The 26,333-nt window shown below is 68.9% G+C and carries 23 protein-coding genes and 1 riboswitch; of the genes, 6 read left to right on the top strand and 17 right to left on the bottom strand.

The window, feature by feature from the left end; genetic code table 11:
- Position 1 precedes the first annotated feature (1 nt).
- The 4 genes from nadB to AC0VYB_RS13945 all read left to right on the top strand — a co-directional run bounded on the left by nadB (position 2) and on the right by AC0VYB_RS13945 (position 4,209).
- On the top strand, positions 2-1,690 hold the full coding sequence (gene nadB, locus AC0VYB_RS13930; protein ID WP_144588696.1) for an L-aspartate oxidase: 1,689 nt from the start codon (positions 2-4) through the stop codon (positions 1,688-1,690).
- A complete protein-coding gene (gene nadC / locus AC0VYB_RS13935; RefSeq protein WP_144588699.1) occupies positions 1,684-2,667 on the top strand; it encodes a carboxylating nicotinate-nucleotide diphosphorylase in 984 nt (327 codons plus the stop codon). The genes nadB and nadC overlap by 7 nt, the downstream gene beginning before the upstream one ends.
- Position 2,668: 1 nt before the next feature.
- Positions 2,669-3,844 carry a cysteine desulfurase family protein gene (locus tag AC0VYB_RS13940; RefSeq protein WP_144588701.1) on the top strand — a complete coding sequence of 392 codons (1,176 nt, stop codon included), beginning with the start codon at positions 2,669-2,671 and terminating at the stop codon, positions 3,842-3,844.
- A gap of 152 nt (positions 3,845-3,996) precedes the next feature.
- Positions 3,997-4,209, top strand: a complete 213-nt coding sequence (locus AC0VYB_RS13945; RefSeq protein ID WP_095376416.1) for a hypothetical protein — start codon at positions 3,997-3,999, stop codon at positions 4,207-4,209.
- A 96-nt stretch (positions 4,210-4,305) separates the two neighbouring features.
- Here AC0VYB_RS13945 and AC0VYB_RS13950 read toward each other — a convergent pair whose 3' ends face one another.
- From AC0VYB_RS13950 to guaB, 11 genes are all read right to left on the bottom strand, one after another.
- Entirely contained in the window at positions 4,306-5,049 is a 744-nt protein-coding gene (locus tag AC0VYB_RS13950; protein ID WP_009376196.1) for a TenA family protein, read from the bottom strand.
- 98 nt (positions 5,050-5,147) lie between these two features.
- On the bottom strand, positions 5,148-6,014 hold the full coding sequence (gene thiD / locus AC0VYB_RS13955; protein ID WP_009376197.1) for a bifunctional hydroxymethylpyrimidine kinase/phosphomethylpyrimidine kinase: 867 nt from the start codon (positions 6,012-6,014) through the stop codon (positions 5,148-5,150).
- Positions 6,011-6,718 carry a thiamine phosphate synthase gene (gene thiE, locus AC0VYB_RS13960; RefSeq protein WP_063249374.1) on the bottom strand — a complete coding sequence of 236 codons (708 nt, stop codon included), beginning with the start codon at positions 6,716-6,718 and terminating at the stop codon, positions 6,011-6,013. The genes thiD and thiE overlap by 4 nt, the downstream gene beginning before the upstream one ends.
- Positions 6,715-7,584, bottom strand: a complete 870-nt coding sequence (gene thiM, locus AC0VYB_RS13965; RefSeq protein WP_278373293.1) for a hydroxyethylthiazole kinase — start codon at positions 7,582-7,584, stop codon at positions 6,715-6,717. Before thiM ends, thiE begins: the two co-directional genes overlap by 4 nt.
- Positions 7,572-7,675, bottom strand: a riboswitch (TPP riboswitch). It overlaps the preceding gene by 13 nt.
- A gap of 235 nt (positions 7,676-7,910) precedes the next feature.
- Positions 7,911-9,122 carry a sugar ABC transporter permease gene (locus AC0VYB_RS13970; protein WP_193338261.1) on the bottom strand — a complete coding sequence of 404 codons (1,212 nt, stop codon included), beginning with the start codon at positions 9,120-9,122 and terminating at the stop codon, positions 7,911-7,913.
- Positions 9,119-9,940, bottom strand: a complete 822-nt coding sequence (locus AC0VYB_RS13975) for an ATP-binding cassette domain-containing protein (protein ID WP_259820886.1) — start codon at positions 9,938-9,940, stop codon at positions 9,119-9,121. Before AC0VYB_RS13975 ends, AC0VYB_RS13970 begins: the two co-directional genes overlap by 4 nt.
- Before the next feature lie 20 nt (positions 9,941-9,960).
- The gene (locus AC0VYB_RS13980) at positions 9,961-11,079 is read right to left on the bottom strand and encodes a substrate-binding domain-containing protein (protein ID WP_259820894.1); all 1,119 of its coding nucleotides are present in this window, start codon (positions 11,077-11,079) and stop codon (positions 9,961-9,963) included.
- A 118-nt stretch (positions 11,080-11,197) separates the two neighbouring features.
- A complete protein-coding gene (locus AC0VYB_RS13985; protein WP_259820895.1) occupies positions 11,198-12,265 on the bottom strand; it encodes a LacI family DNA-binding transcriptional regulator in 1,068 nt (355 codons plus the stop codon).
- A gap of 126 nt (positions 12,266-12,391) precedes the next feature.
- Positions 12,392-14,986, bottom strand: a complete 2,595-nt coding sequence (locus tag AC0VYB_RS13990) for a GNAT family N-acetyltransferase (protein WP_259820896.1) — start codon at positions 14,984-14,986, stop codon at positions 12,392-12,394.
- The gene (locus tag AC0VYB_RS13995; RefSeq protein ID WP_144588713.1) at positions 14,983-16,692 is read right to left on the bottom strand and encodes a lysine N(6)-hydroxylase/L-ornithine N(5)-oxygenase family protein; all 1,710 of its coding nucleotides are present in this window, start codon (positions 16,690-16,692) and stop codon (positions 14,983-14,985) included. The genes AC0VYB_RS13990 and AC0VYB_RS13995 overlap by 4 nt, the downstream gene beginning before the upstream one ends.
- A 462-nt stretch (positions 16,693-17,154) precedes the next feature.
- On the bottom strand, positions 17,155-18,681 hold the full coding sequence (guaB, locus tag AC0VYB_RS14000; protein WP_009376220.1) for an IMP dehydrogenase: 1,527 nt from the start codon (positions 18,679-18,681) through the stop codon (positions 17,155-17,157).
- A 391-nt stretch (positions 18,682-19,072) separates the two neighbouring features.
- On the opposite strand from guaB, the gene AC0VYB_RS14005 reads away from it, so the two are divergent.
- Complete coding sequence (locus AC0VYB_RS14005) at positions 19,073-19,282, top strand: hypothetical protein (RefSeq protein WP_475384751.1); 210 nt, start codon at positions 19,073-19,075, stop codon at positions 19,280-19,282.
- Between the two features lie 78 nt (positions 19,283-19,360).
- Here the strand turns inward: AC0VYB_RS14005 and AC0VYB_RS14010 are convergent, their stop codons facing one another.
- Both AC0VYB_RS14010 and AC0VYB_RS14015 read right to left on the bottom strand, forming a co-directional pair.
- Positions 19,361-20,023, bottom strand: coding sequence for a GntR family transcriptional regulator (locus AC0VYB_RS14010; protein WP_009376224.1), 663 nt, complete (start codon positions 20,021-20,023; stop codon positions 19,361-19,363).
- A gap of 46 nt (positions 20,024-20,069) precedes the next feature.
- Positions 20,070-21,188, bottom strand: a complete 1,119-nt coding sequence (locus tag AC0VYB_RS14015) for a pseudouridine synthase (protein WP_231882190.1) — start codon at positions 21,186-21,188, stop codon at positions 20,070-20,072.
- A gap of 39 nt (positions 21,189-21,227) precedes the next feature.
- Between AC0VYB_RS14015 and AC0VYB_RS14020 the strand changes: the two genes are divergently transcribed.
- Positions 21,228-21,626, top strand: a complete 399-nt coding sequence (locus tag AC0VYB_RS14020; RefSeq protein WP_063249383.1) for an SRPBCC family protein — start codon at positions 21,228-21,230, stop codon at positions 21,624-21,626.
- 2 nt (positions 21,627-21,628) lie between these two features.
- Here the strand turns inward: AC0VYB_RS14020 and AC0VYB_RS14025 are convergent, their stop codons facing one another.
- The 4 genes from AC0VYB_RS14025 to AC0VYB_RS14040 form a co-directional block, all read right to left on the bottom strand.
- A complete protein-coding gene (locus AC0VYB_RS14025; protein WP_063249384.1) occupies positions 21,629-22,273 on the bottom strand; it encodes a TetR/AcrR family transcriptional regulator in 645 nt (214 codons plus the stop codon).
- Between the two features lie 272 nt (positions 22,274-22,545).
- Entirely contained in the window at positions 22,546-24,138 is a 1,593-nt protein-coding gene (gene groL / locus AC0VYB_RS14030) for a chaperonin GroEL (protein ID WP_009376235.1), read from the bottom strand.
- A 33-nt stretch (positions 24,139-24,171) separates the two neighbouring features.
- Entirely contained in the window at positions 24,172-24,465 is a 294-nt protein-coding gene (groES, locus tag AC0VYB_RS14035; RefSeq protein ID WP_009376237.1) for a co-chaperone GroES, read from the bottom strand.
- 446 nt (positions 24,466-24,911) lie between these two features.
- Positions 24,912-26,138 (bottom strand): resuscitation-promoting factor, encoded by a 1,227-nt coding sequence (locus tag AC0VYB_RS14040; protein WP_063249387.1) that lies wholly within the window; start codon positions 26,136-26,138, stop codon positions 24,912-24,914.
- Between the last annotated feature and the right edge of the window lie 195 nt (positions 26,139-26,333).

The following is a 26,333-nucleotide window of genomic DNA, read 5'->3' on the forward strand; positions in this document are numbered from 1 at the left end:
GATGAGCCGCGTCATCGTCGTCGGGACCGGCATCGCGGGCCTGACCACGGCCCTGCGCCTGGCCGGGACCCACGAGGTGACCGTCGTCACGAAGAGCCGCCTCGGCGAGTCGAACACAGCGCTCGCCCAGGGCGGGATCGCCGGCGTCCTCACCGCAGATGACACCGTCGGCTCCCACATCGACGACACCCTCACCGCGGGCGCCGGGCTCGGCGACGCCGAGGCCGTGCGCGTCCTCTGCACCGAGGGTCCGGACAGGATCCTCGACCTCGCCGAGGCGGGGGTCGTCTTCGACCGGAACCGTGCCGGGGGTGCCGGGTCCCACAGCCCCGCCGAGGTGAGGGTCGATCCTCTCGACCCCGCAGGCTGGGCGCGCGGGATCGAGGGCGCGCACTCGGCGCCCCGGATCTATCACTCCGGTGGGGATGCGACGGGGCGGGCCATCGTCGATGCACTCGTCTCCCGCCTCCTCGCCGAGGCGACGGCAGGCACCGTCGATCTGCGCACGGAGACCCTGCTCGTCGACCTCGTCGTCGACGGTGAGACCGTGACCGGGGTGAGCGTGCTCGGCTGCGGGGGCGTGCCCGAGGTCATCCCCGCCGAGGCGGTCGTCCTTGCCACCGGTGGGGCCGGGCAGGTCTTCGCCCACACGACGAACCCGCCTGGGGCGACCGGGGACGGGCTGGCCGCGGCGATCCGCGCAGGCGCCGCGGTCCGCGACCTCGAGTTCGTCCAGTTCCACCCCACGGCCCTCGTGGGGTCCGGGTTCCTCGTCTCCGAAGCCGTCCGCGGGGCCGGAGCCCTGTTGCTTGACGCACGCGGTCGTCGGTTCATGCCGGACATCGACCCGCGGGCCGAACTCGCCCCGCGCAACGTCGTCGCCCTCGCCCTGCACCGCGCAATGGCGGAGCAGAACGGACTGCCGTGCCACCTCGACGCCCGGGCGGTGCCCGACGTGTCGGCACGCTTCCCGAGCATCGCCGCGACCCTCGCCGCCCAGGGCCTCTCCCTCGCCGACGACCTCATCCCCGTCACCCCGGCCGCGCACTACGTCATGGGCGGGGTGGCCACCGACCTCGACGGCAGGACCTCTCTGCCCGGTCTCTTCGCCGTCGGCGAGGTCGCGTGCACCGGTGTCCACGGAGCGAACCGGCTGGCGTCGAACTCGCTGCTCGAGGGTGCGGTATTCGGAGCGCGGGCGGCTGAGGCGATCACGGCAGATCGCCGGCGTACACGATCGCTCGGTGCGCGATCGGCCGCCGCACTCTCGCGCCCCGCACCGGCCCTGCCGCATCCTGCCCCGCTCTCCCGCGCCGAACTCCAGGCTCTCACCTGGGAACATCTCGGTCTCGAACGCACCGAGGAGGGTCTGATGGTGCTCTTCGACCGCCTCGGCGAGGACACTGACGACCACCTCGGCGAATCCCACGGGATCGGACGCGCCGCCGACGGCACGGGCGCTCACGGGTTCCCGGTCGATCACCTCGGCGAGGGCGACCACGTCCAGGCGATCGAAACGGCGAATCTCGCGCTCATCGCCCAGGCCATGGCCGGCGCCGCGCTCGCCCGCACGGAGAGCGTCGGAGCTCACGTCCGCACGGACGTGGATGCGCGGCGACCTGCGGCATCATGGTCGGGGGCCGGGCATCCCGTGCTCGACCGCAACCACGAGGAGGCAGCCTCATGCTGACGACGACCACGATCGATGCCGCCCTGCGCCGGGCGCTGGACGAGGACGCCCCGTGGGGTGACATCACCGGCGAGGTCTTCGTGCCGGCGGATGCGCAGGCGACCGCGGAGCTGCGCGCCCGGGAGGACGGGGTGCTCGCAGGCTGCGAGGTCTTCGCGCGGGCCTTCACCCTCACCGACCCAGCCATCGCGGTCGAGGTGCTCGCGGGCGACGGTGAGCGGTTCAGTGCGGGCCAGGTGCTCGCCACCGTCTCGGGGCCGGCCCGCGGGGTGCTGCGGGCGGAGCGGATCGCGCTCAACTTCACTCAGCGGATGAGCGGGATCGCGACCCTGACCCGGGCTTTCGTCGACGCGGTCGACGGGCGGACGCGGATCGCCGACACCCGGAAGACGACTCCGGGTCTGCGTGCGTTCGAGAAGCACGCGGTCGTGTGCGGGGGTGGGAGCAGTCACCGGTTCGGGCTCTCGGATGCGGTCATGGTCAAGGACAACCACCTCGGCGTGCTCACCGGGGCAGGCGGTGATGTCACTGCCGCCTTGCTGGCGGCGCGCGAGAGGCTCGGGCACACGACGATGATCGAGGTCGAGGTCGACCGGCTCGAGCAGATCCCTGCGGTCCTCGACGGAGGCGCCGACATCATCATGCTCGACAACTTCTCCCTGGCCGACCTGCGGCGCGGGGTCGCGCTCATCGGGGACCGGGCGATCATCGAGGCGAGCGGCAACGTCAGCCTTGAGACCGTCGCGGAGATCGCCGACACCGGCGTCGACGTCATCTCCTCCGGGGCGCTCACCCACAGCGTCCGGGCGATCGACCTCGGACTCGATCTCGTGCTGTCGGAGGCGACCGAGCGGTCGCACCCGGCACGCGGCGCGGTCACGGCTGTCGGTGAACACGTTCACCAGGGCGGTGCCGACGCGTCAGGCGATGCTCACGGCGACACCGCTGCGGCAGAGATCCGACCGGCGGCGGACTGAAATGGGCCCGCTCTACCTCGACACCGCATCCGCGGCACCCGTGCGTCGGGAGGCGCTCGAAGCGGCCTGGCCGTACCTGAGCGGGGCGTTCGGGAACCCGTCGAGCCACCACGAGTTCGGGCGCGTGTCCGCGGAGGCGCTCGAGGATGCGCGGGCCCGGGTGGCGCGGGTGCTCGGGATGCGGAGCACGGACATCGTCTTCACCGGCGGCGGCACGGAGGCGGCGAACCTCGCGGTCATCGGAATGGCGCTCGGCGGGCTTCCCGACGCCACCGCCTCGGCGGGGACGGATCCCGGACGCCGGCACCTCGTCACCTCTCCGCTCGAGCATGAAGCGGTGCTCGCCTCGGCGGACTTCCTCGCCCGACGCCACGGGTTCGATGTCGCGTATGTCGAGGTCGACCCCGACGGGACGATCACCCCGGAGGCCCTGCGGGCGGTCCTGCGGGAGGACACCGCGGTCGTCAGCCTCGGCTATGCGAACAACGAGATCGGCACGGTCGCCGACATCGCGGCACTGAGCGAGGTCGTCCATGCCGCCGGCGCGCACGTCCACACCGATGCCGTGCAGGCCGCGGGATGGCTGCCGCTGGCGGGCCTCGGCGTCGACGCGATCACGCTGGCCGGGCACAAGGTCGGTGCGCCGAAGGGCATCGGAGTCGCGGCGATCCGCGCCCGCATCCCTATCGAGCCGATCATCCACGGCGGCGGTCAGGAGTCGGGCAGGCGGTCGGGGACGGAGAACGTCGCCCTCGCCGTCGCGTTCGCCACCGCGCTTGAGCTCGCGGAGTCCGAACGCGCCGAGGCGGCCGCCCGGGTGGCCGGCATCCGTGACGACTTCATCGCCGAGGTGCTCCGGTCCGTCGACGGGGCACTCCTCACCGGCAGTGCTGAGTCGCGGACCCCCAACCACGCGTCGTTCTGCTTCTCCCGCACGAGCGGGGAGGCCGTGCTCCTCGAGCTCGAACGCCTCGGGGTCACGGCCTCGAGCGGATCGGCGTGCGCGGTCGGCTCCGATGAGCCCTCGCATGTGCTCCTCGCTCTCGGCATCGACGCCGAGGTCGCGAAGACGAGCGTGCGCTTCACGTTCCCGTCTGCCATCACCGCCGAGCAGGGCTCAGCTGCGGCAGCGGCGGTCGTCGAGGCGGCGAACCGGCTCAGCCTCGCGTATTCGTAGGCCTCAGCCCGTTCGGGTCGCGCCAGCCCTGCCGCCTCGCCCTCACTGCGGCGCGAAGAGGCCACTGATGTGCGATTGGCCCCTTTCCACAGCGCCACTTCGGAGAGACACTGGAATCCAGGGTTCCACTGCGGCTGCGAGGGGGTTTCGTCATGGATCTGCTGATCATCACCATCATCGGTGCCGGCTTTGCGGCGATCGTCTTCGCCCTCGGGCGCCTCACGTGTCCGCGGCACGACCGTGTCCCCCTGTCCCAGGTCGATCGCGTCATCCTCTGGACGACACTGTGCCGGGGCTGGATGGTTCTCGGACAGTTCGCCCCGCTGACCATGATCGTCGACGACCGCCGCGAGGGCCGCGCTTAGAGGAGGTCACTGCGCCGCCGCGGAGGAGGTCACTGCGCCGCCGCAGCGGAGGGGTCGCCGTCTGCGCGGAGGCCGCCCTCCGCGCAGCGTCGGCGCTCACCGCACAGGTTCGGCCGCGGGCACCGCGAAGACGCCCGCGTCCCAGTCCTGCAACGCGTGCGCCGAGGCCCAGAAGTGGAGTTCGTAGACGCACGCGCGTTCGAACGCGGCCCGCATCCGCGCCGCCTCATCGGCTGGCGCCCGGTCGAGTTCGCGTTCGAGGATCTCGACGGCCTTCCGCGTCGACTCGTCGAACTCCGGGGCGTCGTAGGTCTGCACCCACGTCCGATACGGGTGGTTCTCGTCCATCTCTCCGGCGCGCTCGATGAGCACCTTGCCCATGTGCGCGTACACCCAGAAGCAGGGCAGCACTCCCGCGACGCCCTCACCGTAGGACCGGGTCGCGGCCGTGGCGACGAGGAACGAGACGTATCCGAGCGTCGTCGGCGACGGACCCACCCGGTCCTCGGCCTCGAGCTGGGAGTGCGCCTGCCCGAGGCGGGCATCGGAGAGCAGTTGGGCGTGCATCTCCTCCTCGACGGTGATCGCCTCCGCCGCCGAGGTGGACCAGAACCGGGACTCGTCCCGGTCCGTCGTCTTCCCGGCGAGGAAGGACATCGCCTTCGCATATCCGCTGAGGTAGATGCTGTCCTGAGTGATGTAGTTCGTGAACGCAAGAGGATCGAGGCTGCCCTCGGCGAGCTGGCTGAGGAACGGCAGCGCCTCGATCGCCTCGATGATCGGGCGGACGTGGTCCCAGAGTTCGGTGGTCTGCGGGCCGGCGGCGAAGGTCGTCGTCATACGTGTCTCCTTGGGTCGAATCGTCGTCGATCGGGTCGGGTCCGGGGCGCCGCGGTGCTGCGATGGTGAAGCGCTCCGGGTACGGTGCTCGGGCGGGGTCAGCGGCGGACGATGTCGACCTGATGGTCGACCGGTCCGTGGGCGCCCGCGGGGTCGAGGCTGACCTTCCAGTCCGCCGCCGAGGCGAGCGCCCGGGCAAGGAAGTCGAGTCCCCGTTCGACTGCCTGCCGCATGTCCTCAGAGGCCAGCGTCTTCCCGCCGTTGGCCCGCCGGAGGACGGCCGCCTCGGCGGTGATCGCAGCCGAGAGCGTGCACCCGGTCCCGTGCGTGTTCGGGGTCGCGATCCGAGGGTGGGCGAACTCGGTGACCTCCCCGTCGGCGGTGACGAGGATGTCGGCGACCTCGCCGTCTGCGGCGTGCCCGCCCTTGAGGAGGACGGCGCGCGTGCCGCGCGCGACGAGCTCCCTGGCCTGGTCGCGCATCTGCTCAGGGGTCGTCGCCTCGGGCACGTCGTCGCCGAGGAGGAGGGCCGCCTCGGGGAGGTTCGGTGTGATGAGGTCGGCGGCCGGGAGCAGGCGCGTGCGCACGGCGTCGACGGCATCGACCTCGAGGAGGCGGTGTCCGGAGGTCGCGACCATGACGGGGTCGACGGTGAAGAACCCGAAGTCGGAGGTCGCTGCCCGGTCGACGACGAGGTCGACGAGCGACCGGGATCCGAGCATGCCCGTCTTCGTCGCGTCGACGGGCATGTCATTCAGCACGCTGTCGAGCTCATCGGTGACGAAGTCCTCGTCGATCGGGTAGACGCGGGACACCCCGTGGGTGTTCTGCGCGACGAGGGCGGTGATCGCCGTCGTCCCGAGCACGCCGAGGGCGGTGAACGTCTTGAGGTCGGCGTGGATTCCCGCCCCGCCGCTCGGGTCGGTGCCGGCGATCGACAGCGCGATCGGTGGTCGCTCGCTCATGCCTGTTCCCCGTCCTTTCGGGTGCCGTCGCCGAAGGCGTCGAGGAGGTCCGCGGCCGCCTGCTCGGGATCCTCGGCGCGGCAGATCGCGGAGACGACGCAGATGCCGACGAGTCCTCGTCCCCGCAGTTCGTGCGCGCGCTCGGCGTCGATGCCGCCGATCGCGACCGCGGGGATCCCCGCCGAGGCGGTGAGTTCGCCAAGGCGGTCGGGACCGATCCCGGCCGGGGCGTCGGTCTTCGTCGTCGTGTCGAAGACCGGTCCGATGCCGACAAGGTCGACGCCGCCGGTCTCCTGGGCCGTGGCGAACTCCTCGGGTTCGGCGGCGGAGAGGCCGACGAGGGGGCCGTCGCCGAGGAGGTCGCGCACCTCGGCGACGGGGGTGTCGGTCTGGCCGACGTGGATGTGGACGTCGCTGCCCTCGTCGAGGAGGCGGCGGGCGACGGCGACCCGGTCGTTGAGGAAGACGGGAACGCGGCGGTCGGTCCCGGCGATCGCCTCGGTGACGGCGGCGATGACCTCACGGGTGAGGACGAGGAATTCGGTGTCGTCGATGTCCTTGTCGCGGACCTGGACGACACCGACTCCCCCGGTCACGGCCGCGCGCACGGTCTCGGCGACGGTTCGTCCCGCCTCCGCGCACTGCGCGGTATCGGTGACGAGGTAGAGGCGGGTGTCGATGCCCGCGAGCCGATCGCCGCTCATACTGTGGTCACCTCGACCCGGGCGCGGCCGATCCGGTCGTCGTCGGTGGTGAAGAGCGCGTCGAGGAAGTGCACCGAGTAGGTGCCCGGTCCGAGCGCCCCGGTGGCGGCGGCCTCTCCGGCGACGGCGAAGTGGGCGTGGGCGGCGACGACTGCGGTGAAGCGCTCGAACGCGGCCGATCCTGCCGGGCCCGCCTGCGAACTCGTCCCCGCCGGCGGGACGGCGGCGAGGTAAGCGGCGGTCACGGCGCCGAGTGAGCAGCCGGTGCCGATGACGAGCGGCATGAATGAGTGTCCCCCGTCGACGCGGGCGATGTGGTCGGCCCCGTCGATGTGGGCGACGATGGCGTCCCGGGCACCGGAGACGGCGACGATGGCGCCGGTCGTGCGGGCGAGCTCGGCGGCGGCCGGGAGCACGGCGTCGACCTCGTCGGTGGACTCGACCCCGCGCCCGCCCGCTCCGGCTCCGGCCAGTGCCGCGATCTCCGAGGCGTTGCCGCGGATCGCGGTCGGGTGGGCGGCCGCGGCGCGGCGGATCCGGGTGGTGCGGTGGTCGGCGGCGCCGATGCTCACGGGGTCGAGCACCCAGGGTTTGGCATCCTCGGTGACGGCGTCGACGGCGTCGACGGCGGCGTCGGCGGCGAGGAACTGCTGGTCCGTCGCGGTGCCGAAGTTGACGAGCAGACCGCCGGCGAGGTGGGCGAACTGCGCGGCATCGGCGTCGTGGTCGAGCATCGCCGGTGACGCCCCGACGGCGAGGAGCACGTTCGCGCTGAACTGCTGCACGACCGTGTTCGTGATGCATTGGATGAGCGGGTTCGACGCGCGCAGCCGCGCATGCGCCGACGACAGGTCGATGTCGGTCATGACGATCCCTTCGCTAGCATGGCCCAGATCAGGTTCGATGGGTGTTCTCTCAGCCCTGCGCGAGTCGCACCGGGCACCCCATGTCATTTGCCCCCGACTGTATCACCGACACCTAGGGGGCGACGACGGTGCCCGCACGGCCCACCGCCGCGAACCCGCCCGACCCCACTTTCAATCCAGCCGCCCGGCCCCGATGATTCACTTTTCGCCCGATCGGTCTGGTCTTGAACCGACTGATCGGGCGAAAAGTGACTCAGTTCCGCCTCGGCGACCGACCCAGCCGCCTATCGGCGGCCGTCGGACCTCTGTCGCCTACCCTCCGACGCCTACCCTCTGCCGACGTAGCGCTGGCCGCGGCGGCTGATCGCGTCGATGACGACGGCGGTGAGGAGGACGAGCGCGGTGATGATCTGCTGCGCGTCGGAGTTGAAGCCGATGAGGTAGAGGCCGTTGTTGATCGCGCCGACGACGAGCGCCCCGAGCACCGCAGCCCACGCCGAACCGCGCCCGCCGAAGAGCGAGGTGCCGCCGATGACGGCCGCCGCGATGGCGTTGAGGAGGTCCTGCGTGCCCACGAGCGTCGACCCCGCGTTCGTCGTCACCCCGGCCTTGACGAAGCCGAAGAGCGCGGCGAGGACTCCGGCGGTCATGAACACGCTGATCCGCACCCAGGTCACCCGGATGCCTGCGCGCCTGGCGGCCTCGACCTTGCCGCCGACGGCGTAGATCGATCGACCGTACTTCGTCTTCCGCAGGACGAGGTCGATGACGATGGCGATGACGAGCATGAGGAAGAACGGCATCGCCAGCCCGAAGTCCTGGTTGACGAGGATGAGGAATCCGAAGACGACCGCGGTGAGGAGGACGATGCGGATGATCACCGATGTCCAGCTCGCGCTGTCGAGTCCGGCATTGTGCCGGCGCAGTTTCGAGTGGATGATCCCGGCGGCGAAGCCGAGCACCGCGACCGCGCCGAAGACGTAGGCCCAGATGGCGGGGAAGTAGTAGCTCGCGAAGTCGAAGGCGAAGGTGTCGGCCATCGAGAGGTTCTTCTGCGTGCCCAGCGTCGTCAGGGTCAGGCCGGTGAAGGCGAGGAGGCCGGCGAGGGTGACGACGAAGGCGGGGATGCCGACGACGGCGAAGAACCAGCCCTGAATGGCGCCGACGACGAGGCCGAGGAGGAGCATGATCGTCAGGGCGATGATCGGGGGCACACCCTGCCTGACGACGAGGACACCGAGCACGGAGGCGCAGAGACCGCCGAGCTGGGCGAGCGAGAGGTCGATCTCGCCGAGGAGGAGGATGAGGTTGATCCCGAGGGCGAGGATCGCGAGGTAGGCGACCTGCGTGGAGAGGTTGACGAGGTTGGCAGGGGAGATGAAGTTGCTGTTCGCCGACTGGAAGACGATGACGATGATGACGAGGGCGAGGATGACCGGGAACGAGCCGAGCTGACCCTCCTTGATCCGCCGGACGAAGGTGCGGACGAACCCCTCCTGCGAGATCCGTTCGTCAGTGATGAACGAGTTCCGGGTCATCGGCGCTCACCCCTGCGTGCCGCCCGCTGGGTGACGACGTTGTCGTTGGCTCCCGTGATGGCGGCGATGAGGACGTCGGTGCGCTCATCACCGGGGAAGTCGCCGGCGTCCTTGCCCAGGCGCAGGACGTGGACGCGGTCACACACGGCTTGGACGTCGGCCATGTTGTGGCTGACGAGGAGGACGCCGAGGTCGCGGTCGCGGAGGCGTTCGATGAGGTTGAGCACCTCGGCGGTCTGGGCGACTCCGAGGGCCGCGGTCGGCTCGTCGAGCATGACGATCGACGGTTCACCGAGGAGGGACCTAGCGATCGCGACTGTCTGCCGCTGCCCGCCGGAGAGGGCGGCGATGGGCACCCGGACGCTGGGGATCTTCGCCGAGAGGCTGCGCAGCAGCTCCCACGACTTCGCCTCCATGGCGACTTCGTCGAGGACGCCTGCGCGAGTGTCCTCGTGGCCGAGGAAGAGGTTCGCCACCACGTCGAGGTTCTCGCACAGGGAGAGGTCCTGGAACACCGTGGCGACCCCCGCCTTCTGCGCGTCCTTGGGTGAGGAGAACCTCTGCGGGCGGCCGTCCATGAGGAGCTCGCCGTCGTCGGCGCCATGGACGCCGGCGATGATCTTGATGAGCGTCGACTTGCCGGCACCATTGTCGCCGACGAGCCCGACGACTTCGCCGCGGCCGATGGTGAGATTGATGTCGGTCAGTGCCTGGACGGCACCGAAGCGCTTGGATATTCCGCGCAGTTCGAGCACGGGCTGTGTGGTCGCCGACGCCCGCCCGAAGGCGGGCATCGGCTCGTTCGTCTGTGAAGTCATCGGCGTGCGCTCAGCGTCCCCTACTCGATTCCGGCGTCGGCGCAGAGCTTCTCATCGATGCCCGAGCAGATGTCCGAGGCCTTGATCTGATCGCCGACGATGTCCTTGATCGTGTCCTTCGTGACGACCTTGGCTTCGACGAAGTCCGTCGGCGTGTCCTTGTACGTCGTCGCAGCCTTCGGCTCCTCGCCGTTGGCGAGCGCGACCGCGGCCTTCGCCGCGTACTCGGCCTGCGGCGGGATGGACTTGTAGATCGTCGCGTACTGCTCGCCCTTGAGGATGTTCTGCAGGCCGTCGACTTCGGCGTCCTGGCCGGTGACGACGGGTTCCTGCTTCGCCTTCGTCGTTGCGGCGAGCACCCCACCGGCCGTGCCGTCGTTGGCCGCGTAGATCGCGATCGGCTTCTCTCCTCCGCCTTGCAGCTGGCCTTCGACCCACTGCCGGGCGTCATCGGGGTTCCAGTCGAGGGTGTCGTGACTGGCGGCGATGTCGACGCCGGCGGCCTTGAGGGTCTCCTCGGCACCGGCCTTGAAGTCGGCGGCGTTGGGGTCCTTCGGGTCGCCGTTGACCATCCACACCGGCCCGGACTTCGGGTCGACGCCCTTGGCCTTGAGCCCGTCGAGGAGGGCCTGACCCTGAAGGTTGCCGATCTTCTTGTTGTCGAACGAGGTGTAGTAGTCGGCTCCGTCGAAGAAGCGGTCGTAGGAGACGACGGGGATCTGCTTCGCTTCGGCCTTCGCCAGGGACGACGCGACCGCCGAGGCGTCGACCGGGTCGAGGACGATGACGTCGACTCCTTCGGTCACCGCAGCCTCGAACTGCTGCTGCTGTTGGGAGGCGTCCTGGTTGGCGTTGCGGTATTCGACCGTCGCATCCGGGTTCGCTTCGGCGACGTACTTCTCGAAGTTCGGCTTGTCGAGCGACTCGTAGCGGGTGGTCTTCGACTCGGGCAGGAGAAGGGCGATGGTGACGTCACCGTCGGAGCCGGTACCGGATCCGGCCTCGTCGTTGCCCTGGCCCTTCTGGTTGCCGCAGCCGCTGAGGGCGAGCGCGGAGATCGCGACGGCGGCACCGAGGATGGTGAGCCGGCGGTGGGCGCGCCTCGGCGATGCTGATTCGCGGGTGTGGGAACTGCGCATTCTCGAAACCTTTCCTCATTCTGACAACGTTGTCAGGATGGTAGTCATACTTCGCTCACCGATGAGGTTTGTCAACTGTCCGCGCGGAATTCCCTCCGAGGATCCGACAGCCGCCTGCTCAGCGTGCTGCGACCTGGCGCGGTGACTCCTCACCGCTGCCGCGACGGATGAGGCGGACCGGGGTGAGGCCGTTCGCCGAGGTGAGGAGGGGTATCGACCCTGTTGCGGAGCTGCGACGGTGGTCGCCCGTGAGGACCCGCACTGCCTCGGCGGACATCGCGTCGACATCCGGGTCGACGACGGTGACGTCGAGGAGGTCTGCTCCGGGGAAGTCGTCGATGCCGACGACCGCGGGCCATTGGTCGAGTCGCCGGCTCGCGTCGATCGCCCCCATCGTCACCGTCGCAGAAAGCGTGATGAGCGCGGTCGGGGCGGCCCGGGACCCGAGCAGGGCGGCGACGACGTTCTTCGCGCTCGACTGGTCGTGGGCACCCGTCTCGAGGTAGGCCCGCCAGCCGATGTCCCCGCGACCGGCGAGGACCTCGCGGATGCCTGCGAACCTCCGCGCCTGCGATTCGATCAGGGATCGGTCGCCGATGACGCCGATGCTGATGTGGCCGTGACGGACGAGCTGTTCGGCGGCTCGGCGGCCTGCGGCGACGTCGTCGGCGGCGATCGTGGTGATTCCGGGTCCGGCGACGGCGGGATCGAGGGAGACGACCCCGACTTCTCCTGGTTTCGCCGAGGCGGCCTGCCCTGGGACTCGGGCGTAGAGGTCCGCGGACTCCGGCTGCGAGCACACGACGCAGATCCCCGACATGTCCCCGCCGAGGCAGTCGTCGACGAAGCTGCGCTCGATGTCCGGGTCTCCCCCGGTCACGGTGACGACGGGACGCAGCCCGCGGTCGGCGAGGTCGTGTTCGAGGCGGGCGAGGATGCGCACCTGGAGGGGGTCGCCCATGTCGGAGAGCACGACTCCGATGTAGGGCGAGCGACTGCCCTCCCGCAGCCGGCGCGCGGCCGAGTTGAGCCGAAATCCGAGCTCCTCCGCAGCCGTCTCGACCTTGGCGGCGGTGGTGCTGGCGACGTGCTTCTCCCCGTTGAGCACGCGGGAGGCCGTCTTGATGCTCACTCCGGCGCGCTCGGCGACCGTGGCCAGCGTCGGCCGGTCGTGCTGCTTGACCATGTGTGCGCCTTCAGGACAGTCCGGAGCATCGGCCCCGGCAGCCGCCTCGGAGCAGGCGACCGTGGGATCGATGATAGCCGGAGGCCGGGAATTCCACCCAGCACCGGGCAGCCGGCGGCCCGCCACTCACCGTCCCACGGGGTTGCGCATCGTTCCCGCATAGATGAGCGAATCGGCCTGGTTGCCGAGGTCGACCATCTGCGTCGTGTTGCGCAGCTGCAGACGGTTGAGGCACGAGTGCCTGAAGCGTCCGGCGCGCAGGTCGATGTCACCCGCGAGCCCACGGGCAGTCTCGGGATGCGTGGACTCGTAACGGTCGAGCACCTCGGCGACAAGCGACCAGAACCGACCGGCGGCGAGGATGCCGTCGACGTCGAGGATCCCCGCGAGGTGGCGCAGCACCCCGTCGAAGACGTCGGTGAAGATCGACAGCGCCTTCTCCTCTCCCGGCACGATCGCCCGGATCCGCTCGACCTCGGTCGGCAGTCGGCCCTCACCGAGGTAGGCGACCTCCTCGCCGATGTCCTTCATCAACGCCCCGGTGACGACGTCGTCCTCGAGCACGAGGATGAGGTTCTCCCCGTGCGGCATGAACACGAGATCGTGGGCGAGCAGCGCGTGGACGAGCGGCTGGAGATAGGTCTCGAGATAGGCCCGGATCCAGTCCTCGGCATCCAGTCCCGACCGACGGATGAGTTCGCCGACGACGGGGGCGCCGAGGTGATCGCGGTGCAGGAGTGCGGCCATCGTCATCGTCCGCTCCCCCTCGCCGAGCAGCGGCAGCGGGTTCTCCCGCCACAGCCCGGCGAGCATCTTCCGGTGCGGATTCGTCTCCCGAGTGCGGTGGTAGGCGTCACCGGTGTAGCCGATCGCGCTGCGCTCCCGCAGCACCCCGAACCCGGAGTCGGCGAAGGTCGGATCACCGTCGACGAGGCGGGCCACCCAGTCGTTGATCGCCGGGGTGTCCCGCATATAGGCAGGTGAGAGCCCGCGGAGGAATCCCATGTTCTGCACGGCGAGGGCGACCTTGGCGTACGGCGCTCCGGCACGGGTGTGGTTGAAGAACGTCCGCAGGGACTGTTGGGCCTGGTGTTCGTCGAGGCCGGGACCGAGAGGGATGAGATCGCCCCGCGCGATGTCGGCGGCGAACGTGATCGCCAGCCGGTGCTCGGCCTGCCACGGGTGGATCGGCATGAGGTGGACCTCGTCGAGGCGACGCCCGGTTGCGGTGAGGCGAGCGCTGAAGAGTTCGCGTTCATCGTCGCTGAGCGCCCAGGACAGGTGCCCGCTCTCGTCGAGTCCGTCACCGAGCGCCAGGTGCGCATGCTCCCGGCTCACGGCGACCCATTCGAGACGGTTGCGCCGCCCGTTCTCCGGGGCCCAGCGCCGGTAGTCGCGCAGCCCGAAGCCGATGCGGCCGTTGTTCGCGACGAAACCCGGGTGACCCTCGGTCATCGTCGCTTCGATCGTCTGGAAGTCCGCGTCGGCGAGTCCCGCGGCAGTGGGTCTCCTGCCCTCACGCGCCTCGGTGAGTTTGAAGGCCCCGCCTGCCAGGGTCGACGCGATCTCCTCGAGATACGTTGACATGAGGTTCTCCGGCACTCCGAGGACGTCCTGGAGTTCGAGGACGAACTCCTGCGCGTCGAGACCGATGGCCTGCCCGTCCCGACGGCGCACGATCGTCGTCTCGTCGATGACCCAGTGCTCGAGGGGCAGCAGCGAGGCGTCGAAGGTGTAGTGGATCGTGCCGGTTCCAGTGTCAGGGCCGGTTCCGGTGGGGATCGTGAGCACCCAGGACGCCGCAGTCCTCTCTGGACCACCGTCCGGACCGCTCTCCTCACTGCTCTCCCCGACGCGGACCGGGGCGATGAGGCGTTCGTGGGCGAACTCGGCGAGCGCTTTGGCCACGAGGTGCCTGTTGACCTCGGCGAACACCTCCGGGCTGAGGTGGGCATAGTCCTCCCCGTCGAGGTGAGCGCTGCCCTCCCCGCCGAGGTGGGTCCCGGCCCGCGTCGCCCCCGAGGCTGCGCCCGCGGAGTTCCCGTCGCCCACGCTTCTCGCTGCCGCACGCACGGGCGAGTCGATGAGCTCAGCGAGCCTGCTCGCCGCGAAGTCCGCCCTTGTGCACACGCTGACGAGCGCTGTCTTCGTCTCATTGCCCATCGGGATCTCGGCCTCGCCGATGACCTCGAACCCGGCCGCCGCGTTCTTCGCATGGATCGCCGCATTGCGAACGTCGGGTTCGACGATGACACGGGTGGCACCCCGTCCGCCCTCCACTCGCGGGCGGAGGCAGAAGTCGATGACGTGCGCCATGATCCGATCGGTCAGCCCGCGGACGACGCGCCCGTCCGGTGGCGCGACGAGCAGGTGCATGCCGATGTCGCCCGGGGTCTCGGGGACCACCTCGGTGGGGATGAGGATCGCCGGCAGGTAGGTCTCGACGTAGAAGGTCGGTCTCCCGTCGACGAGCCCGATCCATCCGTTCTCATCGACCGAGGCGCGGATTGCGGCGAGGTAGTTCCGCACCGCCGGTTCGTCGAGGTCGGTCATCTGCCAGAAGTGCGAACGCGGATGGCTCAGCCACGTATGAACGTCTGCGGAGTGCCGGTCGGGGCGCAGGGGAAGGATGATGATCTCCGGCGCCGAGGTGCTCGTGCCCCTGGTCTCGGTCGTGGGGTCGACCGTCGGTGTGTCGGCCGTTGTCGTGTCGGTGCTCATGCGTGGGTCATCTCCTTGGATGGTGCGGCTGCGTCGCCGAGATGGGTGTCGTCGGGATGCGTGTCGTTGGGGTGGGCCGTGTCGCCGGGATGGGCTGGGACTCCGGGGTCATCAGGGTGCCCGGGCTGGGCCACAGCGGCCGCAGGGGACTGCGCAGGCGCCTCGGCGCTGGGGACTCCGAAGGTCTGGAAGGCGATCCGACGTTCGATCAGGTAGGGCTCCCGGCCGGTCACCTGCGCGAGCACGACCGAGGCACGCCACGGGCCGAAGCCGAGGTCAGGCGCGGTGACGCCGTGGGTGTGCTCCTCGACTCCGAGGACGTGGAGCGTCCCCGCCTCGTTGAGCGTGTAGTCGCGGTCGGCGGCGAACCGCCCCTGATCGTCGAGGCGGATCTCCTCTCGGATCGGGGTGAGGAAGTCGGGAACGCTCGCTCGGTAGCCGGTCGCCGCGACGATCGCCCCGGTCCGGCGGGTGAAGCGCTCATCGAGGACGGTGTGGCGGAACTCGAGGAGGTACTCCCCCGGGGCGCTGCGGGTGTCAGCTCCGTGCTCGTGCGGGTGCGCGGACGCACCTGGCCCATCAGGGTGGGCGGCGGCGCCTCGCTCATCGGTGTGCGCGGCGATGAGTTCGGCGTCGGTGACGAGGTTCGTCAGCAGCGATCGGCCGCCGCGGCTGAGCCGGTAGAGCGTGTCGTGGATGTCGTCGATGAGGTCGCCGCTGATGCCCTTGTAGAGGGTGCGCTGTTCACGGCCGATGCGTCCGCGCAGGTCATCGGGCAGGGCGCGGAAGTGGTCGGTGTATTCCGGGGAGGTCATCTCGAGGGTGAGCTTCGTGTACTCCATCGGGAAGAACCGCGGCGAGCGGGTCACCCAGTCGAGGCGGACACCGCGCGCCTCGGCGTCTTCGATGAGGTCGCGGTAGATCTCGGCGGCGGACTGTCCGCTGCCGATGATCGTCACGGATCCGCTCTCGAGCAGCTCCTCGCGGTGATCGAGGTAGTCCGCGGTGTGGATGACCGGCCCGCCCCTGCGAGCGGCGCCCGCGTCACCGCGACGAGTCCCGGCGGTGCTGATGCCGGTCTCGGTCCGCTCGCCTGTCAGCAGTTCGGCGAGGGCCTCGGGCAGGACCGGCTGGGTGCCGACGCCGAGGACGACGTGGCGAGCGTGGTAGCTCTCGATGTCGACGATCCGTCCGCAAGTGTCGGTCACCTCGGCGGTGATCTCATAGATCCCATCGACATCGGTCACCGAGGTGACGGCCCGGTTCCAGCGCAGACTCCCGAGCTGCGCGGCGACCCACCGGCAGTACTCGTCGAACTCGGCGCGCAGGGGATAGAAGGATTCGCGGATGTAGAACGGATAGAGCCGGCCGCGGTCCTTGAGGAATTGGAGGAACGAGAAGGGTGAGGTCGGATCGGCCATGGTGACGAGGTCGGCAAGGAACGGGACCTGGACCGTGGCACCTTCGATCATCATGCCCGGATGCCATCGGAACTCCGGTCGCCGGTCGAGGAAGACCGCGTCGACGTCGGGCAGCGGGTCGGACAGGGCGGCAAGCCCGAGGCCGAAGGGCCCGATGCCGATGCCGACGATGTCGTGGACACGGGTGTCAGCGGCGCTGATCTGCTGTCGACCCGGGTCGCTCACCTGGGGGTTCGATCGAGAGATGGACGGCGGTGCGTGCGTGTGAGAATGCTGGGCAGTCATGGGCGTTCGGCAGCCTCCTTCGTATGCGGACCGGGTCAACCCGATTGCATTAGGGAAACCTACCCTAAGTCGACGGAAATGTGCTGAGCAACCACCCGCGCGCGGCGACTACAGAAGTGACCTTGCCGGAATGCCCGTGCGGGAGATCCCCGCAGGCGCGCGGATCGCAGGGACCGCCTGCGCAAGGTCTCCTGCCCTGAGATCCGATCTGTGATTCCCGTCACACCCGCACTCGTGGGCACGTCTGCGGCCGGTCGGAGCCACTCCCGGTCCGCCGCGTCGCCGCCTCGCGCCCGCTTGATTCACTTTTCGCCCGATCGGTCGGTTCGCGACCCGATGGATCGGGCGAAAAGTGAATCAGAACGGCCGCGGCGCCCTGCGTGTGCGGGGTGCCGCGGCCGATCCGGTGTTCCGCGAGGCGTGCTCAGCGAAGCGCGCTGAGCGCAGCGCGCTCAGTGTGCCTCACTTCGAGACGTAGTTCGGGGCCTCGACGGTCATCTGGATGTCGTGCGGGTGGCTCTCCTTGAGCCCGGCCGTGGTGAGGCGGACGAACCTGCCCTTGGCCTTGAGCTCGTCGATCGTGCGCGCGCCGACGTAGAACATCGTCTGGCGCAGACCGCCCGTGAGCTGGTGGGCGACCTGCTTGAGGTGCCCGCGGTAGGCGACGCGGCCTTCGATGCCCTCGGGGATGAGGTCGGTGTCGGTGGCGATGTCGGCCTGGAAGTAGCGGTCCTTCGAGTACGACTTGCCCTTCCGCGGTGCCATCGCGCCGAGCGAACCCATGCCGCGGTAGGCCTTGTACTGCTTGCCGTTGACGAAGATGAGCTCTCCGGGCGACTCGTTGCAGCCGGCGAGCAGCGAGCCGAGCATGACGGTGTCGGCACCGGCGACGAGCGCCTTGCCGATGTCGCCGGAGTACTGGAGGCCGCCGTCGCCGATGACCGGGACGCCGGCGGCACGGGCGGCCTGCGCGGCGAGGTGGATCGCGGTGACCTGCGGGACGCCGACGCCGGCGACGACGCGAGTGGTGCAGATCGAGCCGGGGCCCACACCGACCTTGACGGCGTCGACGCCTGCGTCGATGAGCGCCTGAGCGCCCTCCTTCGTCGCGACGTTGCCGCCGATGATCTGGACGTGGGAGAACGCCGGGTCGGCCTTGATCGTCTTGATCATGTCGGTGACCCCGCGGGCGTGGCCGTTGGCGGTGTCGACGACGAGGACGTCGACGCCCGCCTCGGCGAGGAGACCTGCGCGCTCGTAGGCGTCGCCGTAGAAGCCGACGGCCGCGCCGACTCGCAGGCGGCCTTCGGAGTCCTTCGTCGCCAACGGGTACTCCTCGGTCTTGACGAAGTCCTTGACGGTGATGAGGCCCTTGATGACGTTGTTCTCATCGACGAGCGGCAGCTTCTCGACCTTGTTGTCGGCGAGCAGTTCGAACGCCTTCTCCGGAGAGACGCCGACGGGGGCGGTGACGAGCGGCATCGGAGTCATCGTCTCCGCGACGGTGCGCGTGGGGAATTCGCTGCGCGTGACGAAGCGGAGGTCGCGGTTGGTGACGATGCCGACGAGGACGTCGTTCTCATCGACGACGGGCAGGCCGGAGATCCGGTAGCGGCCGCAGATCTCGTCGAGTTCCTCGAGGGTCTTCTCCGGGGTGATCGTCAGCGGGTCGTTGATCATCCCCGACTCGGAGCGCTTGACGTAGTCGACCTGGTCGGCCTGGTCCTCTTTGGACAGGTTGCGGTGGATGATGCCCAGTCCCCCGATGCGGGCCATGGCGATCGCCATCCGCGATTCGGTGACCGTGTCCATCGCCGCGGAGACGAGCGGGATGTTGAGTTCGATGTCCTTGGTCAGGCGGGTCGTCGTCGAGGCTTCGGAGGGAATGACATCGGTGTCGCCGGGCAGGAGGAGCACGTCATCGTACGTGAGTCCGGTAAGCGCGAACGGATCGTGTGCGGCCTGTGATTCCTGCTCGGAGTTCCCCATGAGTCCAGCCTTTCGACGCGGAAGATCAGTTGATCCATGGTATCGGAGCGGACTGTGAGGCTTCTACGGTTTCAACTACCTCGGGCTGTGAGAATGGACACCTCGCCGAGGCGGTCGATCGCTCGGCAATCCTGTCCCCGTCGTCAGTGCCGTGGGCGAATTACCATGGAGGCCACCCGCTCGAAAGACCTGCACTCGAATGACGTCGAAGTTCTACACGGTCCTGCTCGGCGCCACTGTGCTCTGCGCGTGGGGTTCCCTCGCTGAGATCGTCAAAGCTCTCCTACGACAGCAACCGGTGGCGGGTGCCGTCTGGACGGCATTGGTCATCTCGGCACTCGGTGCAGTGGGAGTCTGGTTGCTCTTCCGGTCAAAAGGTGTCCGCCCCGAGGTGAAGAGCTTCGTCGGCAGCATTCCGCGGGGCGCGGCACTGTTGTGCACCTATGTGTTCGCGTTCGTGCTTCCCGGTTTCTTCGCTCGTGGTGCCGACGTGGTCGACCTGGTGTACACCGCAATCGTCGCAGCCACCGTCGTCTGGTTCGTCCTGTATCTGCTGAGGAAACGGTACTTCACCCCGCCCGGCAGTCCCGAGGGCCTCTGACCCTTCATGGAACAGCCGGTCGATCGCGTCGGCACGAACATCGACACAGTCAGCCCTCCGCCCGGCCAACCAGCGGTGTCAGCGACCCGCGCCGACCGAACGCGCGAGGTCGAGGGTCGAGGCCTCTGAGTCGTCGAGGTGGATGCGCAGGAGTCCTTCGGCGCCTTGGCGGTCCCCCGATTTGATCTTCTCGAGGATGTCGCGGTGCGGGTTCGCCCAGTGTGAGTGGTACTTCCCCGGTTCGGGCGAGCGGGAGAACGTCGTCGACAGGCGGGCCATGAGATTGAGGTAGAACTCATCGAGCAGGGGCGAGCCGAGGAGTCCGACGATCGCGCGGTGGAACGACGCGGAGTGCTCCTGCGCATCGGCCCAGCCTTCGTTCTCCGGGGCGTTCTCCGCGCGGACGACCGAGGCCTCGACGGCCGCCATCGCCTCGTCAGTGGCGTCCTGGGACTCCTGGACGGCGCGGATCTCGAAGACCCGGCGGGCGCGGTAGAGATCCTTGAGCTCGTCGATGCCGAAGGTGCGGACGAAGAACCCGCGGTTGGGCTCCTGAGTGAGCAGGCCGGCGTGGCGCAGCAGGCTGAGCGATTCGCGCGCGGTGTTGCGGGAGACGTTGAATTCCTTGGCCAGGGCACCGTCGCGGACCGGGGACCCCGCAGGGTACTCGCCGGTGGTGATTCGGGTCCGGACCAAGGCGACGATCGCCTCTGACGTGCATCCGGGTGCGTTCGGGCTCATACCCTCCAGGCTACCGTGTCCACCCGTCGCGCGCGCCACGGGGTCACTACGCCTGCGGCATACCCGTGATCTCTGCTGATGGCCCGTCCGGTCGTCGGCCGTCCCCGGTGACGGCATCGGCGCCGGCACCGCCGTCGAGGGCGAGGCCCGTCTCGAAGCGCCGCGGGCGCCCGTCGAGGGGGTCCGTGAACTCGATCGTCGCAGCGAGCAGCTGGAGCGGGGACGCGAAATCGTAGGGGTCCGGACTGAGATCGCGCGGGTAGACGGGATCGCCGAGGAGCGGCAGCCCGAGCGCGTTCATGTGCACCCGCAGCTGGTGGGTCTTTCCCGTGAGCGGTTCGAGCCGGTATTCGCTCACTCCCACACGCCCCGCCACCTCGCCGAGGTGGTCGATCCGACTGATCGCATTGGCCTCCCCCGGGACTTCGAGGACCTGGCGGCCCCCGGTCGGCTTGTGCAGGCGCGAGTGCCGGGTGAGCGGAAAGTCGAGGTCGCCCATCGGGGTCGGGGCGAGCGCCCGGTAGGTCTTGGTCACCCGCCGGTCCTGGAAGAGGCGCTGGTAGCGACCGCGGGTCTCGGGCCGCTTCGAGAGGATGAGGAGGCCCGCGGTGATTCGGTCGAGGCGGTGGATGGCGACGAGGTCGGGTGCGCCTGCGTCGACGCGCAGTCGGGTGACGACGCTTTCGCGGACGAACCGGCCGTTCGGGGTGCTCGCGAGGAAGTGGGGTTTGTCGACGACGAGGAGATCGTCGTCCTCCCAGACGATGCTCACCTCGAAGGGGATGCGCTCCTCGGCGGGAACCGGCCGGTGGAAGAAGTAGAAGCCTCCGGGAGTGACGGGGTCATCCCAGTGCACCGGGACGCCGAGGCTGTCGCACATCTGGCCGGGCAGCAATGGGCCGAGTGCCTCGGGGGCGGAAAGTGGCTCGCCGAGCCTCCCCTTGCCTTCCACGTCAGCATCGACGATCTCTGCCGCCTCGGCGGGGGTCTGGGCGACGAGGGCGCGTCTGGCGGACTCCGAAGCGGAGGGGAACTCCTCGCCCAGCCAGCGGCCGATCGTCGCCGGCACCGGGAGGTGGGCCTTCGCATGGGTGGCGAGTCCGCCGGGAGCGCGGAGCACGGTCGCCGAGATCCCCTCTCTCGGCGGTAACGGACTGCGCGGCATGCCCTTCAGTCTACGAGGACCGTGTGGTCTACTGGGCACATGGAAGCCCACCCGCGCGACGTCGCCTGCATGTTCTCCCGGCCCCTCGCCGAGGTGGCCGCCTTCGCCGGGGACCCTGCGAATCTTCCCCGGTGGGCGGCCGGACTGAGCACCGGCATCCGCAACGATAACGGCCGGTGGATCGCCGACTCTCCCATGGGCCCGGTCGAGGTCCGCTTCGTCGGCGACGTCGGCTCCGGTGTCCTCGACCACGATGTCGTCTTCCCCGACGGCACGGTCAATCGCAATCGCCTGCGGGTGCGCGTCTGCGGATCCGGCTGCGAGGTCGTCTTCACCGTCGCCCAGCACCCGGGCATGAGCGCCGCCGATGTCGACCGCGATGCCGCGGCCGTGGCCGCGGATCTCGAGCGATTGAGATCGGTGCTCGAACAGCGGTGACGTCAGCTGCCTGCGGGGACGCGGGTGAGCGGGGCATTGTCGCGGGGCAGGGCGGTCAGAGCAGCCCGTGAGTAGGACGCGATCGTTGCGATGTGCCACTGCACCTCGGCGGGGTTCGGTCGCGCCCGGTCCGGGTCGAGGAGATCGACGAGGTTCTCCGAGATCGCGCCGATGAGGGAGCGGGCGAAGATCTCGGCGGGATAGTCGCCTCCCAGGGTGCGCCGGAGTCCAGCGGCGATGACGGCGACGTACCCGCGGCGCAGGGCTCGGCGTTCGCGCTGCACGGCATCGGGGACGTCCTCGAGGAGGAGGGCATGGGCGAGTCCGCGGCCGGCGACGGCGCGGGAGACGAAGACGTCGACGACGGCGTCGACGATCTGTGCCGGGCTCGAACAGGACTCGACGGCGTCGGAGACGACCTCGAGTTCACGGCCGGCCGCACTCGCGAAGACGGCGAGGAGGAGGGCGACGCGGTTGCCGTAGAGGGTGTGGATGTGCCGCGGGGTGCAGTCGGCGGCGCGGGCGATCGCACCGATGCTCGCAGCGCCGAAGCCGCGTTCGGCGACGACGAAGCGGGCGGCGTGCTCGATGCGCGCGCGTCGCTGTGCGGCACCGGCGCGGAAGATCGCGGTCTGTCGGTAGTCCACTCGCCCTCGCCTCTGATGAGATCGTTCACGTTTCAACAGTTCACGAGTATGGCACTCATCACAGGCGGTGGCAACGACAGGCGGCGAACTCACAGCTGGGGCAGGGGACGAGTGCATGGGGCGGGGCCGGACGACGATGTCAGGGGGCCGGGCCGGAGTCGGTCGGCCGCCTCGGCGAGGGACATCCCGGACACACCGATGGCCCGGAACAGGCGTTCCGGGCCATCCGATGAGGGATCAGGCTGAGGGCTCAGCCTGAGCGGGGACGGAGGTCAGTCCTCGTCCTCGTCGTCCTTCTTCTCCACGACCAGGGTCTCGGTGGTGAGCACCAGGGCCGCGATCGACGCCGCATTGCGCAGAGCCGAACGGGTGACCTTGACCGGGTCGATGATGCCTGCGGAGATGAGGTCGCCGTAGGAGTCGGTGGCGGCGTTGTATCCCTGGCCGGACTCGAGGTCCTGGACCTTGGACACGACGACGTAGCCGTCCTGACCGGCGTTCTCGGCGATCCAGCGCAGCGGCTGGACGATTCCGCGCTTGACGATCTCCACGCCCGTGGCACCGTCGTAGTCGAGGCCGAAGTCCTTGCCGTCGAGGACCTTGGCGGCGTGGATGAGAGCCGAACCGCCGCCGGCGACGACGCCCTCCTCGATGGCAGCACGGGTCGCGGACACAGCGTCTTCGACGCGGTGCTTGCGCTCCTTGAGCTCCACCTCGGTGGCGGCGCCGACCTTGATGACGGCGACACCGCCGGAGAGCTTGGCCAAGCGCTCCTGCAGCTTCTCGCGGTCCCAGTCGGAGTCGGTGTTCTCGATCTCGGAGCGGATCTGGGCCACACGCCCGGCCACAGCGTCATCGGCACCGGCACCATCGACGATGGTGGTGGTGTCCTTGGTGACGGTGATCGTGCGGGCATTGCCGAGCTCGTCCAGGGTGACCTGGTCGAGCTTCATGCCCATGTCCGGGGTGACGACCTGGCCGCCGGTGAGGACGGCGAGGTCCTCGAGGATGGCCTTGCGGCGGTCACCGAATCCGGGAGCCTTGACCGCGCAGACGTTGAGGATGCCGCGCAGCTTGTTGACCACCAGCGTCGACAGTGCCTCGCCCTCGATGTCCTCGGCGATGATGAACAGCGGCTTGCCGGCCTGCTGAACCTTCTCGAGGACGGGCAGGAGCTCCTGGATGTTGGAGATCTTGCCCTGGTTGATGAGGATGAGCGCATCGCCCAGGATGGCTTCCTGGCGGTCGGCGTCGGTGACGAAGTGCGGGGACAGGTAGCCCTTGTCGAACTGCATGCCCTCGGTGATCTCCAGCTCCACATCGGAGGCCTGGGACTCGTCGATGGTGATGACGCCGTCCTTGCCGACCTTCTCGAAGGCATCGGCGATGAGTGCGCCGATCTCCTCGGACTGGGCGGACAGACCGGCCACGTGGGCGATCTCCTCGGAGCCGGCGACATCGCGGGAGATGGAGCCGAGCTCGTCGGAGACGGCCTCGACGGCGGTCTCGATGCCGCGCTTGAGGGCACCGGGAGCGGCGCCCGCGGCGACGTTGCGCAGACCCTCGTTGACGAAGGCCTGGGCGAGGACGGTCGCAGTGGTGGTTCCGTCACCGGCGATGTCGTTGGTCTTGGTGGCGACTTCCTTGGCCAGCTGTGCGCCGAGGTTCTCGTAGGGATCGTCGAGCTCGACCTCACGCGCGATGGTCACGCCATCGTTGGTGATCGTGGGTGCGCCCCACTTCTTGTCGAGAACGACGTTGCGGCCGCGGGGTCCGAGCGTCACCTTGACGGTGTCAGCGAGAGTGTTGACACCCTTTTCGAGTGAACGACGGGCCTCGTCGTTGAATTCCAGATTCTTAGGCATTCGTCCTCCTGTCTTGAGAGTCGTTCAGGGGATTCAGCCGATGACGGCGAGCACGTCGCGGGCCGAGAGGACGAGGTACTCCTCGCCGGCGTACTTGACCTCGGTGCCGCCGTACTTCGAGTAGATGACCTTGTCGCCGACAGCGACGTCGACGGGAACGCGGTTGCCGTTGTCAGCAACGCGGCCGGGGCCCACTGCGACGACTTCGCCTTCCTGCGGCTTCTCCTTGGCAGTGTCGGGGATGACCAGACCGCTGGCAGTGGTCTGCTCGGCTTCGACCTGACGGATGACGATCCGATCTTCGAGTGGCTTGATGGAGACCGACATATCGGGCTCTCTCCCTTCGCTGGGTTCGATACTGGTGGAGTCAGACGGCGGCGTGCGCCTGAGGAACCTCTCGTCGTCGCGGGTGCCGAGGAGTTCGACCGTCCGATGAAACTGGCACTCACTGAGTGTCAGTGCTAATGCGACTCTATGACTCCTTTAGCACTCGGTCAACTCGAGTGCCAAGATTTCGCGGGGCTCTCGGGGAAAGCTCAGCCTCGGGGTGCGCGGACCGCCACCTCGGCGGCCCGCACCCCCGCCTCGGCGGCCAGGGCACGCTACCGCAGGGCCACGGCCCGAGCACCGCTACCTCGGCGGGACGCGCAAGCCCATGAATGCGCGAGAGGGACCCCGGACGGATCCGGAGTCCCTCATCGCTCAGCTCATCTCAGCCGTGACCGCGGACGGTCGGCTGGTGCCGGCGCGCGGTCAGCGCATCAGCGCTGCGCTCAGGCGCAGGCCCACTGTCCCCAGCCGGCCTTGGCCTGGAGCTTCTTCGCACGGTCGAACTGCTCGCGCGGGCTGGCGTCGATCGGGTTGCCCGAGCCGCCCACGCTGCGCCACGTGGCGAGCTTGAACTGGAAGAGGCCGAAGTGGGCGTTGTTCTGCTTGTTCACGGCGCGCGGGTTGAAGTTCGACTCGCACTTGGCGACCTGGTACCACTTGGAGCCGGGTCCGCCGAGCATCGCCTTGATCTCCTCGGTCGTCATCGAACCGCCGCCACCGGAGCTCGAGCCGCCGTCGTCGGAGCCTCCGCCGGAGCCGCTTCCGCTGTCATCGGATCCCGAGCCGGAGCCCGAGCCCGAGTCGTTCGAGGAGGGCTTCTCCTTCTTCTTCGTGCCCTCGACGACGACCTTGGCCTTCGGTTCGGAGAGGACCTTCTCGCCCTTCTTCTCCTTCTCGACCTCTTCGCCGTTGACGATCTTGACCTGGTACTCGACTTCCTTCTGCCCGGCCTTGCCCTTCTCCTCGACCTTCGTCTCACCGACGAAGAGGGATTCCGACTTCTTCTTCTCGACCTTGGGCTCGATGTCCTGCTTCTCCTTGACGGTCTTGTTCTCCACCCGGTTGACGGTGAGGACCTGACCGTCGGTGACGGATGCGCTCATCGGCACGGAGAGGTAGTCGTCCTTGTCGAGCTTGATGTCGGCTTCCTTGAGGGCGGCGCCGGCGGTGTCGACGGGCGCGGTGACCTTGTGGTCCTTGCCGTCGGCGACGACGGTGAGCGCCTTCGCGGTGGTGACGTCGATGCTCGTCTCGCCGTCGACCTTGAGCTTGTCGTTGGCTTCGGCGCTGAGCTCGGCATCCTTGGCTTCGACGCCGAGGTCGGCGAGAGCCTGCCCGACGGTGTTCGCGTTCGTCCACTCGTCGGTCTTCTTGCCGTCGACGGTGAGCGCGACGTCCTTGGCAGTGTTGACCGTGACCGTCATATCGCGGTCGATCTTCGTGTTCACACCCGGCTTGACCTCATCGCGCTTCTCGAGCTCGATGTTCTGGCTGTCGAGGATCTCACCGACGGTTCCCCCGAAGGTGCGGATCTCTTCGGCCTTGCCGTTCACCTCGAGGGTGACGGGCTTGTTCATGGTGAGCACGGCACCGGTGCCACCGACGAGTCCGGTGATGACGACCGCCTGTGCGGCGATCTGCACCTTGCGGTTCTTGAGAAAATCAATCACAGAAATATCCCCGAGCAGAGTTGACCAGCTGTTTGCGACTCATCCACTGTAACCGATTCGTTACATCGCTTGCAAAAGATTACGAAACCGTAACAGGAATCTCTCAGACTCCCGGATTTCCGGGGTTCACAGCAGTCGGCATCCGTCCAGGTCAGACGTCATCCACGGCACGACTGGCGACCGTGATGTGACGTC

It is taken from the genome of Brevibacterium sp. Z349TD_9, from assembly GCF_056173565.1.

What these genes read in the sequence shown, in the direction of transcription:
- nadB (WP_144588696.1), top strand. Translation starts at nt 2, where the DNA reads ATGAGCCGCGTCATCGTCGTCGGGACCGGCATCGCGGGCCTGACCACG.
- nadC (WP_144588699.1), top strand. Translation starts at nt 1,684, where the DNA reads ATGCTGACGACGACCACGATCGATGCCGCCCTGCGCCGGGCGCTGGAC.
- AC0VYB_RS13940 (WP_144588701.1), top strand. Translation starts at nt 2,669, where the DNA reads ATGGGCCCGCTCTACCTCGACACCGCATCCGCGGCACCCGTGCGTCGG.
- AC0VYB_RS13945 (WP_095376416.1), top strand. Translation starts at nt 3,997, where the DNA reads ATGGATCTGCTGATCATCACCATCATCGGTGCCGGCTTTGCGGCGATC.
- AC0VYB_RS13950 (WP_009376196.1), bottom strand. Translation starts at nt 5,049, where the DNA reads ATGACGACGACCTTCGCCGCCGGCCCGCAGACCACCGAACTCTGGGAC.
- thiD (WP_009376197.1), bottom strand. Translation starts at nt 6,014, where the DNA reads ATGAGCGAGCGACCACCGATCGCGCTGTCGATCGCCGGCACCGACCCG.
- thiE (WP_063249374.1), bottom strand. Translation starts at nt 6,718, where the DNA reads ATGAGCGGCGATCGGCTCGCGGGCATCGACACCCGCCTCTACCTCGTC.
- thiM (WP_278373293.1), bottom strand. Translation starts at nt 7,584, where the DNA reads ATGACCGACATCGACCTGTCGTCGGCGCATGCGCGGCTGCGCGCGTCG.
- AC0VYB_RS13970 (WP_193338261.1), bottom strand. Translation starts at nt 9,122, where the DNA reads ATGACCCGGAACTCGTTCATCACTGACGAACGGATCTCGCAGGAGGGG.
- AC0VYB_RS13975 (WP_259820886.1), bottom strand. Translation starts at nt 9,940, where the DNA reads ATGACTTCACAGACGAACGAGCCGATGCCCGCCTTCGGGCGGGCGTCG.
- AC0VYB_RS13980 (WP_259820894.1), bottom strand. Translation starts at nt 11,079, where the DNA reads ATGCGCAGTTCCCACACCCGCGAATCAGCATCGCCGAGGCGCGCCCAC.
- AC0VYB_RS13985 (WP_259820895.1), bottom strand. Translation starts at nt 12,265, where the DNA reads ATGGTCAAGCAGCACGACCGGCCGACGCTGGCCACGGTCGCCGAGCGC.
- AC0VYB_RS13990 (WP_259820896.1), bottom strand. Translation starts at nt 14,986, where the DNA reads ATGAGCACCGACACGACAACGGCCGACACACCGACGGTCGACCCCACG.
- AC0VYB_RS13995 (WP_144588713.1), bottom strand. Translation starts at nt 16,692, where the DNA reads ATGACTGCCCAGCATTCTCACACGCACGCACCGCCGTCCATCTCTCGA.
- guaB (WP_009376220.1), bottom strand. Translation starts at nt 18,681, where the DNA reads ATGGGGAACTCCGAGCAGGAATCACAGGCCGCACACGATCCGTTCGCG.
- AC0VYB_RS14010 (WP_009376224.1), bottom strand. Translation starts at nt 20,023, where the DNA reads ATGAGCCCGAACGCACCCGGATGCACGTCAGAGGCGATCGTCGCCTTG.
- AC0VYB_RS14015 (WP_231882190.1), bottom strand. Translation starts at nt 21,188, where the DNA reads ATGCCGCGCAGTCCGTTACCGCCGAGAGAGGGGATCTCGGCGACCGTG.
- AC0VYB_RS14020 (WP_063249383.1), top strand. Translation starts at nt 21,228, where the DNA reads ATGGAAGCCCACCCGCGCGACGTCGCCTGCATGTTCTCCCGGCCCCTC.
- groL (WP_009376235.1), bottom strand. Translation starts at nt 24,138, where the DNA reads ATGCCTAAGAATCTGGAATTCAACGACGAGGCCCGTCGTTCACTCGAA.
- groES (WP_009376237.1), bottom strand. Translation starts at nt 24,465, where the DNA reads ATGTCGGTCTCCATCAAGCCACTCGAAGATCGGATCGTCATCCGTCAG.